The following is a 13551-nucleotide window of genomic DNA, read 5'->3' as shown; positions in this document are numbered from 1 at the left end:
GATGCTACCTCAATCTCTACTACGGTGGAGGCGGCGACCTAGACAAGCAAGCTATAATCTTTGCGTATGGAATGCAGAAACAACCTATGACTAATCCTTTGATTCATGCCTTTTTTGTTGGTCGGGCTGTAGCTGAAATTGCCAACGAACATTTAGAAAATGCTTTAACCGATGCTTTAAGCGAACTAGGTAAATTTGATGCAGAACAGCGCGAACGCCTGCGCCAATTTACGACTGAAGTGCTAGAACGAGCCAACCGAGAAGCAGCCAGTAGTTCTAGTGGTAGCACTACAACCTATTCCTCTCCTAGTTCTCCATCGATGGACGTACAAGCAACCGTCGATGAACTTAGAGCCGAAATTGCGCTACTAAGAGCTGAATTACAACGCCACCGTAGTAATTCTATCTAAGTGGGGACGAAAATTAGATTTATGTTTGTAGGGATTTACCCCAAAAACATCTCATTGTATTTATTTCTGACCTCCTGCAAAAATAAAGATTAGGAATTCGAGTGTCTCTTTCTCCTCCTGTCAAAAATTCCATCAAAACTAAAGGCAAATTCAAGCGTAGTTCGATGGTGTATAAAGATAATTCCTATCGCTGGAATCGAGATAATTACTCTCGAAATCGGCGATTCTTTGACATATGGTCGTTTGTGCTGTCTTTAATGACGGGTTTTTGGCTCAACAAAAAATCTTGGAGTTATCGCGGCGGAGTTACCGAAGAAAAACGCAAGGCTCGACGGATTGAACAAGCGGTTTGGATTCGTAATACCTTGCTAGAGTTAGGGCCAACGTTTATTAAAGTCGGTCAATTATTCTCTACTCGCGCCGATTTGTTCCCCAGCGAATATGTTGACGAACTTGCCAAACTTCAAGACAAAGTTCCAGCTTTTAGTTACGAGCAAACCAAAGCAATTATTGAGCAGGAGTTGGGAAAGAGTTTACCAGAATTATTCCACTCCTTCGAGCAAATTCCCATCGCCGCCGCTAGTTTAGGTCAAGTTCATAAAGCGACCCTCCATTCGGGGGAAATTGTCGCCATTAAAGTTCAACGCCCCGGCTTAAAAAAATTATTTGAAATCGATTTAACTATTCTCAAAACCATTACTCGTTACTTTCAAAGTCACCCAGAATGGGGTAAAGGTCGAGATTGGCTAGGCATTTATGAGGAATGCTGCCGAATTTTATGGGAAGAAATAGAATACTTAAATGAAGGGCGCAACGCGGACACCTTTCGCCGCAATTTCCGCGACCACAACTGGGTAAAAGTACCGCGAGTTTATTGGCGTTACACTTCGCCTAGAGTGCTAACTTTAGAATACGTCCCAGGCATTAAAATTAGTCACTACGAAGCCTTGGAAGCGGCGGGTTTAGACCGTAAGCTTTTAGCTCGTCAAGGTGCGGAATCTTACTTAAGACAGTTGCTTAATCATGGGTTTTTCCACGCCGATCCTCACCCCGGTAATCTTGCTGTTAGTCCTGATGGTTCGTTAATTTTTTACGATTTTGGGATGATGGGGCAAATTCGGACAGGAGTTAGAGAGCAATTAATGAAAACACTATTTGGTATTGCTCAAAAAGATGCCAATCAAGTAGTTGCTTCTTTAGTTGAACTGGGGGCGATCGCACCTACTGATGATATGGGCCCAGTGCGGCGCTCGATTCAGTATATGTTAGATCACTTTATGGATCAACCGTTTGAGAATCAATCCGTCAGCGCCATTAGTGAGGATCTTTACGAGATTGCTTACGATCAGCCTTTCCGCTTTCCGGCTACTTTTACCTTTGTAATGCGGGCTTTTTCAACCTTAGAAGGCGTAGGCAAAGGTTTAGATCCAGAATTTAGTTTTATGGAGGTTGCAAAACCTTTTGCAATGGAAATTATGACAAATGGTAATGGTTCGCAAGGCAATACTTTTCTCAATGAATTAGGTCGTCAAGCGGCGCAAGTGGGCAATACTGCTTTAGGCTTACCACGACGGTTAGAAGACACTTTAGACAAGCTAGAACGCGGCGATATTCGGATGCGAGTCCGTTCCATTGAAACTGAGCGCCTGATGCGTCGTCAAAGCAATATCGCCTTAGCTACTATCTATGCTTTGGTAGCTAGTACATTGACGTTATCTGCTACTTTACTGCTAATTAATCATTATCTGTGGTTGGCGGCGATCGCGGCAACGGTTGCGGGGGCTTTAGGATTTGTCTTGATTAAAACTATTGTCCAACTTGATCGCTACGATAAAACATTTTAGGTAATGGGTAATGGGTAATGGGTAATTGACCAATTCCCAATTCCCAATTCCGCAGCAAAGACTCCTTTGCTGCGTTTTTTTAAGTACATATACTTAGCTTTGTTCAGTTTGAGCATTCTTAAGCTTGTCAACTTGCTAGAACTACCTGTAGTTTTCCGTATTAACCCCATTGTTAAATTTATCTCTTAAGGTTTATATGTAATTACGCATTTAGAAGTAGGTGCAGTTTGTCAAATAGTTGTTATATTTGTTAATACAGCAAGGTTAATTTTGACAAAGCGCCAAGCTTCTGAGCAGAAATGCTATCCACGTCTTTATATTTTTTGTTGGAGTCAATCATGAGTAACCCAATTGAACTATCACTAGAACAACAGTTCAGCATTCGCTCCTTTGAAACTCAAGTACAGCAAATGAGCCACGAACAAGCTCAAGACTTTTTAGTCAAGCTATATCAGCAAATGGTAATGCGCGAAGCAACTTATAAAGAGCTAATTAAGCACCAATGGGGCTTTGAAGGGGGAGTTTAAACTCAGTTAATGTTTTTAAGTCTACCAAGGGCGACCTCCAACTCTAGCTAAATTCTGTGAGCAGAAACTAGCCGGGGCTGTCGGGGCGTTACCTTAAAAAAGCTGGGTGGAAAAAACTTTAATTTATTAATAAAGCAATAATTGTCACATCTAAATAACAAGTTCTACAAAGTAGCACTAAAAACCGAATCTAAACCTGAAAGTTGCAACTTGGCTAAAATCTGCGGTTTAAGCTTCTCAAACTCTTGCCGGAGCAAACCTTTACTAACTTGAGGCTCGGCAACAGAAACCAGATTTTGGCTAGTCATTACCCATTGTTGCAGTTGTTGGCGCTGCACTGGCGCGATCGCCATTAACAAAATTTTGCAAGCACACTCTGGAGATTCTCTGGCAAATAGCAACAAGCGGTAAGAGCCAGATTCTCCTAATAGCCTAGTTATTTCTTGACCTTGACGAGTTTTTAAATCCATATAATAGGCTAGCCACTTGACACCATGTTGAGAACTGTAAAGTGCTGTAATCCAAAGCATCATTGGGTGAGGGGTGCTGATAAACAAAAACTGGTTAAAACGCGCACCTTGCAAACGTTTTTCAATTTCCTGTTGAGGTAGCATTACCCAGAGCGCAGAAATAATTTCGCCTTTGGTACGAATGGGTTGGGGAAAGACAATATCGGCGATGGGCTTATTTTTGGGCCAAGCTGTAGGTAGAAAAACTGGGTCGTCAGAAAAAGATCGATCTAAAAATGGCGCTCCCATCGTTAGGGAGTGGTTAATGCTTTCTTGTTTGGGCGGTGGCGGTGGGAGGGTCTGCGGGGCGCTAGGTACTACTCCTATACTTTGCATTCGTTCTAATGCTACGATCGCGGCAATAATTTCTCCCACTGTTTGGGGGCGATCGCCCGGAGACTTAGCTAAACAACTATGTATCAACTCCTCTACTGCTTTGGGAATAATAAGTTTAATGTTTGTAGAGGCAAAAGAACGGGGAACTTGGAAATGATGAGCTTTGTACCAACCGCCAAAAGATTCAGTATTTGCCTGAAAAGGCATACTCCCTGTAATCATTTCATACATCATTACGCCCAGGCTGTAGATATCAGAGCGCGGATCGATATCGTTGCCCTCCATTTGTTCGGGAGAGGAATAAGCTAAAGTTCCCAGATAATACTTTGTTTGATTGCTATCACTTTGCATTAGTTTAGCAATGCCAAAATCTAATACTTTGACCAATTCGCCAAAACTGGGATCTTGAACTACAAGCATATTGCTCGGCTTAACATCCCGGTGAATAATTGGACAAATTTCGCCATCAACTAAAATACCTTGGTGAGCGCATTGTAAACCTAGACTAATTTGCCGCGATAAACTCAAAAACCTAGGTAGAGTAATTGGAGTGAGCCGGACAGCATCATTCAAGTTTTCTCCCTGCAAATATTCCATAACATAGAATGGTGTCCCCTGTTCGTCTACACCGTAATCCATCACACGGACAATATGAATACTTTTTTGTCCTAATAAAGCGCAAGTTTTAGCCTCAGTTTCAAAGCGCTCTTTAACCCGAATTTTTTTGTGTTGAATGGAGAGAGCAAGAAATTTGACAGCTACAGGTACGCCACCCAACAAAATATCATTGGCACAATAAACTTGCCCCATCGCTCCAGTACCGATTAGTTTTTGAATCTGATAGCGTTTAGCTAATAAACGACCAATGTTGGGATCTGTCATAGGATAACGGTTCAATCAAGGGAGAACTTGTAAGCGAGCTAAATCTTGGAGCTACAGGAGGTGACGAACTTAGGATACCCATTTCTTTTACAGTATTAACTAACAACATTGGCGAAACTTTGATAAATATCTCCCAGGAGCATTTTTTGTTTTGCACCAGTAACTTTAGGTAAATTGCCAGCAATCCCTAAATTGCGCCAGTATGCCAACACAGCAAAAGAAATTGCCTCTTTGAAATTTCCGTTTAATCCTACTTCATCGGTAGTCAGTACGGCGGCGCTTTGCAGCAAAGCTTGCAACCGATTGGTAAGGTAGAGATTTTTACTGCCACCGCCACACAACAGCACTCGGTCGGGCTTTTGGGGTAAAAAAGTTTGGTAGCTATGGACGATAGAAGCAACGGTTAATTCGGCTAGGGTAGCTAATTTATCGGCGGGACTAAGTTCGTAGGGTTCCATGTCGGCTAAACATTGGTGTAGGTATAGAGAGCCAAATAACTCTCGCCCGGTAGATTTAGGGGGTAGCTGTGCAAAAAAATCTTGGTGTAACCACTGCTCTACTAAGCGATCGCAAGGTGTACCGCTTGCAGCCCAGATTCCATTATGGTCATAAGTTTGAGCGCCACTCGTGAAATGTTGTACGGCTAAGTCTAAAAGGGAATTGGCTGGACCCGTATCCCAACCACAAATTTTATCTAGCCAATTCTCTTGGCTACGTGGGGGTAAGTAAGCTACATTGCCAATTCCACCCAAATTTTGGACGCAGGTATATTTTTCTTCGTGGCTTAAAAGATAAGCGTCTACTTTGGGAACTAAGGGCGCTCCCTCTCCCCCGGCGGCGATATCGGCGGCGCGAAAGTTACTGATAGTGGGAATTTTAGTTATTTGAGCAATTAAGTCTCCTCTACCGAGTTGGAGGCTATAAGCTAAGTTGTTAGGGGAAATTACTTTGCCTAGAGGTCTATGATAGATTGTTTGCCCATGAGAACCAATCAGTGACGCGCGATCGCTATTGTTTTGAATCTCCTGAGCGGCCCAGGCGAAGCTACAAGCAATCTGATCGTCAAGCAGCGCTAATGCTGCCATTGATAGCTTTTCCCCGCCACACACTGCCAAAATTTGCGCTGACAAGTTGGGGGGATAAGGATAGGTTTTTCCAGCGATAAGTTCAACTTTTAAGTCTAATTCTGTGCCTGTTACGTCTATTAATGCCGCATCAATACCGTCTACAGACGTACCACTAATTAAACCAATTACACGAGTCATACTAAAATAGATTTGTTATTTTTAGGGTTAGAAAGCATAGATTCTACCCTTAATTTAAAGTTTAAGCCTGATCGCCTATTTAATTTCTGCCTTTAATTGTGACGGGGCGGCGATTTTTTCGGTAGCGATGATGTGCAAATCGATGTTTTTTAACAATCGTATCAATTGCTGAGTTAGGGAACCTTGAAATAACATTTTCCAGCGCGATCGCTGACTTTCGCCAATTACAATTTGGGTAATATGCCTATCTTGGGCAACATGAGCGATCGCACTTGGAATATCTTGGTCTTTGATGTGGATAAATTCGCCGCCAAATTCTCGACAAAGTTTGTAGCAAGTTTCTATATGCAGGCTTTCTTCTTTGGTAAGAAAGCGATCAAGATTGGCGACGTACACAGCATAAAGCGGCGCATTCATATACCCAGCTATTCTTGCTCCCCGGCGCAACAATTGCATGGAGTTAGGATAAGTAGAGACGCAAACTAAAACTCGTTCGTGAATGTTACAAAATTTTTCGGCGGGGGTTGAAGAAATTGCGTCATCTTCTACGTTGTCGGCGACTTCCCGCAGCGCTAATTCTCGCAGCGCAATCAGGTTGCGGCGTTGAAAAAAGTTTTGTAAGGATTCTTGAATTTTTTGAGGTGCGTAAATTTTCCCGTCTTGGAGGCGTTCGAGTAAGGTTTCGGGGGTGACATCTATTACTACAACTTCGTCAGCTTCCTCTAACAGGCGATCAGGGACACGCTCTCGGACTACAACCCCTGTTATCCTAGCTACTAGGTCGTTGAGGCTTTCTAGGTGCTGAATATTTACCGTAGAATAGACATCAATTCCCGCATTTAAAATTAGTTCTACGTCTTGATAGCGTTTTTCGGTGGCAGAACCGGGTACATTAGTATGGGCTAATTCATCTACTAATACAAGACTTGGCGATCGCTCGATAATTGTCTCGGTGTCCATCTCTGTTAAAGTTAGCTCCCCGCGCTCAATTTGCTTGCGGGGGATTATCTCTAAATCAAGGACTTTTTGAGCCGTTTCTTTACGCCCGTGAGTTTCTATTAGCCCAATAACGACATCAATTCCCTCTTGTTTGAGCATTTTGCCTTCTTCTAGCATCCGGTAGGTTTTGCCTACACCAGGAGCCATACCAATAAATATTTTATGCTTACCCCGACGTGCCGAACGAATAAAAGAGTTTGTAGTTGACATTGGGAATTGGGAATTGGTAATGGGTAATGGGTAATGGGTAATGGGTAATTGGGAATGGGTAATTGGTGATTGGGAATTGGTGATTAAGAGGTTTTCAATTCCCAATGGTGGTTTAGAATTGGGTGGATTTTATTAAGTTCATTCCAGCATCGGCAAATCTTTCAAAGGCTGAGTCCGCCTGTGAGGTATAGTCTACAATGCCGGGGACTACTACAGGGGTTGTACAATCTTCTAAGATATATATTTTTTTTGCCAAACTTGAATCGATTTGTTGAATTTCTGTCAGCAAGTCGTCAATTGTCCAAGCTACACAATGACTTTTTGCTTGTCCAGCAATAATAACTTTATCAAAATCTAACAATTGCTGGATTAAGCGGGTGTTTTTTTGGGCTAACTGTTTTCCCCCAAAGCTTTCTAGCACTTCTGGGCGCAAAACTGAGTAGTTTTCAGTTAAAGGGTTATTTCCTTTGATTTCAAATTGAGTTTGGCTGTCACGGGCAATACAATGAAAAAATACTGCTTCTTCTACGGCGGAAACTAAAGCATGACCAATCCCACCAAGCATAGAATGATAAAACCATACTGTTAATGGATATTTACCATTTTGGCTTAGTTGCTTGACGTAATGCAGGGCATGGTTTTGCAGAACTTCGTACGTCAAATTTAAACTATAGGCAACGGCGGGGTTAACTTTCCACTTGCCTTGTTCGATATCTTTTGGGGTAATGTTGGTAGCGGCGGGAGTTGGGTGGATTCCTTCGGCATTTATCCAAAAGATCGGGTGAAAAATTTGCATTGCTGTGTGAGTATCTAAAGTAGGTGCGATCGCACTTATTGACCCTAAGTTGCGATAAATAAACTCACACAATCGCTTATTATCTTCTACTGCACCATTTCCCGATTGTCCGCCGACAAATAGCTCAAAGCCAGGAATACAAAACGTATTTTGTACGTCAATCAACAACAGACAAGTCCGTTTTTTATCTTCAAAAGCTGGCTTAATATGGTGTAGGTTTGCCCAATCTCTAGCTTGCTGCGCCCTTTCAAGGTAAGGTACGCGCCAGACTTCCCCTACTTTTTGCGCTTCAAAGTGTGGGGGAATCGGTAACTGGGTTTTTGTCTGCATATATGTAAGTAAGCTCAACGTAACACTTACTTTTATTTTAGATATTTAGCCAGTTATGACACTAATCAGTAGCTTAAGTGTAAAAAAGCTAATAGCTAATATTCCTATGCTGAATATAAATAAGCCAGCTATCAGTAGAAAAATAAACCAGGTATTTTTCTTTTCTACTGCTTGAGGAATATTGAGATGAGCTTCGACTAATTCAAAGTTTTTTGTATTGGCTTTCCAGGCAACATCGAACAAATCGCCAATTACTGGTACTGTACCAACGGCACTTTCCAAAACAATGTTATACACCATTTTAAATAAAGTTTCTTTAGGTAAGCCTAAGCGCGCCGCTTCTATTACTAAGTAAGCTGAAAGAGCCGTCCCTAAAAAGTCCCCCGCGCCAGGGATTAGTCCTAGTATGGGATCTAAGCCGATGCGAAACTTTGTCCCAGGAATGCCCACAGCATTGTCCAGCAGGCGGCTAAACTTCCGCAAACGGTTGAGCGTAGCAAGTTTTGACGGAGCAAGCATAGAGGCAAATTGAGACGGCTGAGACATGGATTTAAATTATTGCGCTTTAATGTATCGAAACATAATTAAGTTGCGATCGCGCTGTACCTCTAGCTAGATTTAGTGCTTAGGTAATTTTGTCCGCATCGCTTCACCCACAGTAACATTGAGTTGATCGCCCACGAGTAGCACTACGGCGCTCATATACAGCCACAGCATCAAAACGATTACCGCCCCTACTGCGCCATAAACTTGATTATAGTTACCAAAATTGGACGCATACAGCCGAAATAAACCAGACACTAGCGCCCAAGAAATAGCAGCTAAGAAAGCTCCGGGCATAATTGGCGTACCAGCATCCCAGACACTCGGCCCATAGCGATAAACAAAGGCAAAAGCCGTAGAAACGATCGCTAAAGCTAAGGGCCAGCGCAGCAATTGCCAAACTACTAACAAAGCAACAAAACCACTCTCCCGGACAAAAAAGTTCAGTAACCAGTCGCTAATAAAAATCAAAAAAGAAGCTAATACCAGCAAGCAAATTGTGCCGATAGTTAAGCCAATAGAAATAAGTTTAGCTTTCCAAAAAGGACGAACTTGTTTAGAGGGTATTTGATGAATTTGGTCTAAGGCATTCATAGCCGCACTTAATGCCCCACTAGCTGCCCAAATTGCCACAATAAAACTGAGAGAAAATAAGCCCCTGTTTTTGGTTTGGGTAATTTGTTTGGCAAAATCCCGAATCAATACTAACGCTTCATTGGGGGCAACTTTACTAATTTGTACTGCTAAATCTTTAAAGAATGATTGCAAAGATTCTTCAAATAAACCGATCGCTGTAAAAATAGCTAAAATAGCTGGAAACAAGGACAGCATAGCATTGTAAGCAATTTCTGAAGATAACCCGAGTAGCCTTCGTTCGCCTACACGAGCAATAGTTTTTTTGATTGTAGCCCAACGCAGATATTGAAAAAACCTAACAAAGCGAGTTGCGAACATAGAAAGAATAGAAGGCGTACCAAGGAGAAATTAGATATTTTTACCAGTCGAAATACTCTGCAATAACTGCTCGATTTGCTCAGATTTTTGCTCGTTGCGTTGAGACTTATACAAATCTTGGGCTTTTTGTAGAGATAATGTGGCAGCTTCTACTTTTTCTAACTTCATTAAAGCCATTGCTAATCTTACTTGCGCCTCGGCATTTTTAGGAGCGCGAGAAATCAGCGTCGTAAATTGAGTCACCGCTTCTTCTAGTTTATTTTGCCCTGTTAACGATTCTCCTAGCAGCAAACGTGCAACATCGTTACTGGGATGTCTGGAAAGCACTTTGATAAAAACAGACTCTGCATTCTGATAGTCTTTTTCTTGGTACAACTTAACACCGCGATCATAAAGGGATGACATAGTTATCCCTTCCCATACAAAAAAAGATAGAGCAATTAAGCTTGCAGCAACGACAACCGCCGCAATTAGATGAGTTTGTCCAGAGTCGACCATTTGTAGCTCTCCATTACCTATATAGAGAGTAACCTTAACAGAGGTTCACCAACCGATCGCTCCGCCGCCGTCTAATTTTTTAACCAAAACAAAAGTCCACCATGATGCAGATACACTGTCTCAGTTCAGCTTCTAAATTAGGCAGTAGTAGAGTGTAGACAAGTGGTAATTTTTTATGTCTGATAGTCCTAGGTTAGATGAACAAGCGATCGCCCAAGCCGCCCAATTAGGCTTGTCTAGTCAATTAGATTCCGCAGAAAAACTTGATGTAGATGTTCGCACCGACTTACTTAAGGTTATTCAAGGACAAGCCGATGCTGTAAACATATCTGGACAAGGCTTAGTGCTGCAAGCAGACATCCGGGTTCAAGAAATGGAGTTGCACCTAGATAAAGTGGCAATTAACCCCCTGAGCGCTTTATTTGGGCAAATAGAACTAACTCATCCGGTAGATGCGATCGCCAAGTTTGTTGTCACCCAAGAGGATCTAAATCACACTCTAAGCTCAGACTACGTTAAAAATCAGATGCCAAAGCTAGAACTTGATGTAGACGGGCAAATTGTAACTATGGCAATGCAACAAATAGAATTGTTGTTACCCAGTGAGGGCAAAATAGTTGTCGATGGCAGCGCTTTATTAACGGAAATGGGTACGACTAGGTTACTGGGGTTTAATGCTGTAATTCGTCCCCGTACTGCCAATATGCCCATACTAATTGAAAGTTTTTTGTGTAAAGACGGGCAAAATATTTCTCTTGAACTAGCAGTAGCCTTGTTACAACAGATGAAACAGCTAACCCAATTGCCTTTTATTGAACTAGAAAAAATGGCAATCCGCATCAAAAACTTAGAAGTACACCCAGGTAAATTAACTCTTTACACCGAAGCTCATGTGAGCGAAATCCCGCAAACATGAGCTTAAATGCGCGATATCGCACTACATAACTATTGTATCTTGGATAACTTTTTTCTAAAATCGGGAAATAGGGATCTGGAGCCAAGGCTTTATGCAATCGTATGATGTGGTGATTATTGGAGCAGGACATAATGGTTTAGTCTGTGCTGCCTATTTACTTAAAGCTGGCTATAGCGTTTTATTATTGGAAAAGCGTTCTGTTCCAGGGGGTGCAGCTACTACCGAAGAATCGTTGCCGACTGAAGCGCCGGGATTTAAGTTTAATCTGTGTGCGATCGATCATGAATTTATCCACCTAGGGCCAGTAGTGCAAGAACTAGAACTAGGAAAATACGGGTTAGAGTATTTAGAATGCGATCCGGTAGTATTTTGTCCCCATCCTGACGGTAAATACTTTTTGGGGCATAAGTCTTTAGAAAAAACTTGCGCCGAAATTGCTAGATATAGCGATCGCGATGCTAAAAAGTACAAAGAATATACAGAATTTTGGCAACGGGTACTAGGGGCAATGATTCCCATGTTCAACGCTCCTCCCAAGTCTATTATTGATATTGCTGGCAATTACGATATCAAAAAGCTGAAAGATTTATTTTCTGTGATTGGTTCGCCGTTTAAAACCCTAGACTTTATTCGGACTATGCTTAGTAGTGGCGAAGATGTCCTTAATGAATGGTTTGATAGCGAGTTTCTCAAAGCACCTTTAGCCCGATTATGTGCCGAACTCGGTGCGCCGCCTTCTCAAAAAACTAACGCTGTGGGGGCGATTATGATGGCAATGCGGCACGAGCCGGGAATGTCAAGACCTCGTGGCGGTACAGGGGCGCTAGTACAAGCTTTATTGAAGTTGGTTAAAAGCAAAGGTGGGGTAGTTCTGACCGACCAGCACGTAGAAAAAGTATTAATTGATAACGGTAGGGCAGTAGGAGTAAGAGTAGCCGGAGGGGTTGAGTACCGCGCCAACAAAGGGGTAATTTCAAATATTGATGCTCAAAGGGTATTTCTGCACCTTATCGATGAGGGTGACGTTAATAGCGCCGATCCAAATTTGCGGGAAAGATTAGATCGCCGCATCGTCAACAATAACGAAACTATCCTCAAAATAGATTTAGCTTTAGATAAACCCCTTAATTTTGAACATCACAACCACGATGACAGCTATTTAATTGGTTCGGTACTAATAGCCGATTCCGTTACTCATGTAGAACAAGCTCATAGTAAGTGTACTTTGGGCGAAATTCCCGATTCTGACCCTTCTATGTACTTAGTAGTTCCTACCATGCTTGACCCTTCAATGGCTCCTGACGGTAAACATACAGCTTGGATTGAATTTTTTGCCCCTTATCAAATTGCTGGCGCTGAAGGTACAGGTTTAAAGGGTACGGGTTGGACGGATGAGCTAAAAAATAAAGTAGCTGACCGAGTAATTGATAAGTTAGCCGACTATTCCCCCAATGTTAAAGATTCAATTATCGCCCGTCGGGTAGAAAGTCCTGCCGAACTTGGGGAACGTTTGGGAGCGCATAAAGGCAATTACTATCACATTGATATGACTCTTGACCAGATGATATTTTTCCGCCCTTTACCGGAACTTGCCAATTACAAAACACCGATTGAAGGATTGTTTCTTACAGGCGCAGGGACGCATCCCGGTGGTTCTATTTCGGGAATGCCTGGGCGCAATTGTGCGAGGATTTTCTTACACGACCAACAACCCATCGCGCAGAAGTTTAAAGAAGCAAGAGAGTCGATAAAATCAACGGTGGAATCAGTGTTTAAAGGAAGTTAAAAGAAAGAATGCGATCGCATTTTCCCTACAAACTGTTCTATCAACGTTGTACTGAAATGCGATCGCGCTGATTGCTTATATAGTATTCCCTTAACTATTTACCTCCTAAGCCATCGTGTCTTTTAGGATCTTTCTTTTCTTTTTTAGATTCTTCAGCCTGCGCTTTTGGCTTTTTGGTTTCTTTGTTGCTTTTCTTCTCTTTAGACATTACGATTCCCCAATAGAGATTCTCTTAATCTTGGCACGAACTTTCATTAATCGGCAAAGGACAGCATAGACAGCCGCGAATTAAACAATTTTTTCAACCTAGGGAATACGTGCAGTTTGCGCCGCAGGTAAATCCGCATCAGTGCCATCTAAAATTACCAGTACCATACTGGCGGCATCTAAACCCCGAATACAAATATTAAATAGTTCTTATCGGGTCTGTAGTTCCCGCGCATTGCTGCTGTGGCAAATAAACGGAGTAACAAGCCGCCGTTAATTGGTCAGCCAAGCTTTGATTAAAGGCTACCTCTGCTTGGGTAAACAAGGGAGCGGCTAAATAAATCGATGATGTCATTACCAAACTCCAAAGTTAGTACATTTATAAACGGCGTGCGATTCGTTGAGTAGTAAATCACGGTGAAAGTCCGTACATAACTACTCCAGCCAAGACTCCTAAGTCTAGCTGAACTCTCAGTTTGATGTAGGTGAAAGTCCTACTCGCCAGGTTCAGGCGTGACACCCTATCTGCCTCTACCGAA

At 42.3% G+C, this 13551-nt stretch carries 14 protein-coding genes; 5 read left to right on the top strand and 9 right to left on the bottom strand.

Features of this window, described 5'->3' with window-relative positions; genetic code table 11:
* Positions 1–86 precede the first annotated feature (86 nt).
* The gene (locus tag C7B70_RS17425) at positions 87–410 is read left to right on the top strand and encodes a DUF6825 family protein (protein WP_106370279.1); all 324 of its coding nucleotides are present in this window, start codon (positions 87–89) and stop codon (positions 408–410) included.
* 164 nt (positions 411–574) lie between these two features.
* Positions 575–2254, top strand: a complete 1680-nt coding sequence (locus tag C7B70_RS17420; protein ID WP_106370278.1) for an AarF/ABC1/UbiB kinase family protein — start codon at positions 575–577, stop codon at positions 2252–2254.
* Here C7B70_RS17420 and C7B70_RS26450 read toward each other — a convergent pair.
* Positions 2251–2424 carry a hypothetical protein gene (locus C7B70_RS26450; protein ID WP_158260520.1) on the bottom strand — a complete coding sequence of 58 codons (174 nt, stop codon included), beginning with the start codon at positions 2422–2424 and terminating at the stop codon, positions 2251–2253. The two genes, C7B70_RS17420 and C7B70_RS26450, sit on opposite strands and share 4 nt — an antisense overlap.
* A 168-nt stretch (positions 2425–2592) precedes the next feature.
* Here C7B70_RS26450 and C7B70_RS17415 point away from each other — a divergent pair, with 168 nt between their 5' ends.
* Complete coding sequence (locus C7B70_RS17415) at positions 2593–2781, top strand: NblA/ycf18 family protein (protein ID WP_009633391.1); 189 nt, start codon at positions 2593–2595, stop codon at positions 2779–2781.
* Between the two features lie 164 nt (positions 2782–2945).
* Here the strand turns inward: C7B70_RS17415 and C7B70_RS17410 are convergent, their stop codons facing one another.
* From C7B70_RS17410 to C7B70_RS17380, 7 genes are all read right to left on the bottom strand, one after another.
* Positions 2946–4508: a serine/threonine-protein kinase gene (locus C7B70_RS17410; RefSeq protein ID WP_106370277.1), complete on the bottom strand. Its 1563-nt coding sequence runs from the start codon at positions 4506–4508 to the stop codon at positions 2946–2948.
* A 95-nt stretch (positions 4509–4603) separates the two neighbouring features.
* The gene (locus C7B70_RS17405; protein ID WP_106370276.1) at positions 4604–5773 is read right to left on the bottom strand and encodes an anhydro-N-acetylmuramic acid kinase; all 1170 of its coding nucleotides are present in this window, start codon (positions 5771–5773) and stop codon (positions 4604–4606) included.
* A 75-nt stretch (positions 5774–5848) separates the two neighbouring features.
* Positions 5849–6982: a universal stress protein gene (locus C7B70_RS17400; RefSeq protein ID WP_106370275.1), complete on the bottom strand. Its 1134-nt coding sequence runs from the start codon at positions 6980–6982 to the stop codon at positions 5849–5851.
* A gap of 112 nt (positions 6983–7094) precedes the next feature.
* Positions 7095–8108, bottom strand: coding sequence for a cysteine hydrolase family protein (locus tag C7B70_RS17395; protein ID WP_106370274.1), 1014 nt, complete (start codon positions 8106–8108; stop codon positions 7095–7097).
* Positions 8109–8153: 45 nt separating this feature from the next.
* Positions 8154–8654: a DUF4112 domain-containing protein gene (locus C7B70_RS17390; protein WP_106370273.1), complete on the bottom strand. Its 501-nt coding sequence runs from the start codon at positions 8652–8654 to the stop codon at positions 8154–8156.
* A 72-nt stretch (positions 8655–8726) separates the two neighbouring features.
* Positions 8727–9605 (bottom strand): YihY/virulence factor BrkB family protein, encoded by an 879-nt coding sequence (locus C7B70_RS17385; RefSeq protein WP_106370272.1) that lies wholly within the window; start codon positions 9603–9605, stop codon positions 8727–8729.
* 30 nt (positions 9606–9635) lie between these two features.
* On the bottom strand, positions 9636–10103 hold the full coding sequence (locus C7B70_RS17380) for a tetratricopeptide repeat protein (RefSeq protein WP_106370271.1): 468 nt from the start codon (positions 10101–10103) through the stop codon (positions 9636–9638).
* A 175-nt stretch (positions 10104–10278) separates the two neighbouring features.
* Between C7B70_RS17380 and C7B70_RS17375 the strand changes: the two genes are divergently transcribed.
* Both C7B70_RS17375 and crtO read left to right on the top strand, forming a co-directional pair.
* A complete protein-coding gene (locus C7B70_RS17375) occupies positions 10279–11019 on the top strand; it encodes a DUF2993 domain-containing protein (protein ID WP_106370270.1) in 741 nt (246 codons plus the stop codon).
* Between the two features lie 91 nt (positions 11020–11110).
* A complete protein-coding gene (gene crtO / locus C7B70_RS17370; RefSeq protein WP_106370269.1) occupies positions 11111–12805 on the top strand; it encodes a beta-carotene ketolase CrtO in 1695 nt (564 codons plus the stop codon).
* Positions 12806–13211: 406 nt separating this feature from the next.
* Here the strand turns inward: crtO and C7B70_RS26445 are convergent, their stop codons facing one another.
* On the bottom strand, positions 13212–13367 hold the full coding sequence (locus C7B70_RS26445; RefSeq protein WP_158260519.1) for a hypothetical protein: 156 nt from the start codon (positions 13365–13367) through the stop codon (positions 13212–13214).
* Positions 13368–13551: the final 184 nt, after the last annotated feature.

The organism is Chlorogloea sp. CCALA 695 (assembly GCF_003003885.1).
In the GTDB taxonomy this organism is placed as follows: Bacteria; Cyanobacteriota; Cyanobacteriia; order Cyanobacteriales; family Chroococcidiopsidaceae; genus Aliterella.
This window is presented reverse-complemented; position numbering and strand designations above follow the sequence as displayed.

Bases quoted from the DNA above. Each gene is read 5' to 3' on its own strand.
- crtO (WP_106370269.1), top strand. From the start codon at position 11,111: ATGCAATCGTATGATGTGGTGATTATTGGAGCAGGACATAATGGTTTA.
- C7B70_RS17415 (WP_009633391.1), top strand. From the start codon at position 2,593: ATGAGTAACCCAATTGAACTATCACTAGAACAACAGTTCAGCATTCGC.
- C7B70_RS17405 (WP_106370276.1), bottom strand. From the start codon at position 5,773: ATGACTCGTGTAATTGGTTTAATTAGTGGTACGTCTGTAGACGGTATT.
- C7B70_RS17395 (WP_106370274.1), bottom strand. From the start codon at position 8,108: ATGCAGACAAAAACCCAGTTACCGATTCCCCCACACTTTGAAGCGCAA.
- C7B70_RS17375 (WP_106370270.1), top strand. From the start codon at position 10,279: ATGTCTGATAGTCCTAGGTTAGATGAACAAGCGATCGCCCAAGCCGCC.
- C7B70_RS17420 (WP_106370278.1), top strand. From the start codon at position 575: ATGGTGTATAAAGATAATTCCTATCGCTGGAATCGAGATAATTACTCT.
- C7B70_RS17410 (WP_106370277.1), bottom strand. From the start codon at position 4,508: ATGACAGATCCCAACATTGGTCGTTTATTAGCTAAACGCTATCAGATT.
- C7B70_RS17400 (WP_106370275.1), bottom strand. From the start codon at position 6,982: ATGTCAACTACAAACTCTTTTATTCGTTCGGCACGTCGGGGTAAGCAT.
- C7B70_RS17380 (WP_106370271.1), bottom strand. From the start codon at position 10,103: ATGGTCGACTCTGGACAAACTCATCTAATTGCGGCGGTTGTCGTTGCT.
- C7B70_RS26450 (WP_158260520.1), bottom strand. From the start codon at position 2,424: ATGGGGTTAATACGGAAAACTACAGGTAGTTCTAGCAAGTTGACAAGC.
- C7B70_RS26445 (WP_158260519.1), bottom strand. From the start codon at position 13,367: ATGACATCATCGATTTATTTAGCCGCTCCCTTGTTTACCCAAGCAGAG.
- C7B70_RS17390 (WP_106370273.1), bottom strand. From the start codon at position 8,654: ATGTCTCAGCCGTCTCAATTTGCCTCTATGCTTGCTCCGTCAAAACTT.
- C7B70_RS17425 (WP_106370279.1), top strand. From the start codon at position 87: ATGACTAATCCTTTGATTCATGCCTTTTTTGTTGGTCGGGCTGTAGCT.
- C7B70_RS17385 (WP_106370272.1), bottom strand. From the start codon at position 9,605: ATGTTCGCAACTCGCTTTGTTAGGTTTTTTCAATATCTGCGTTGGGCT.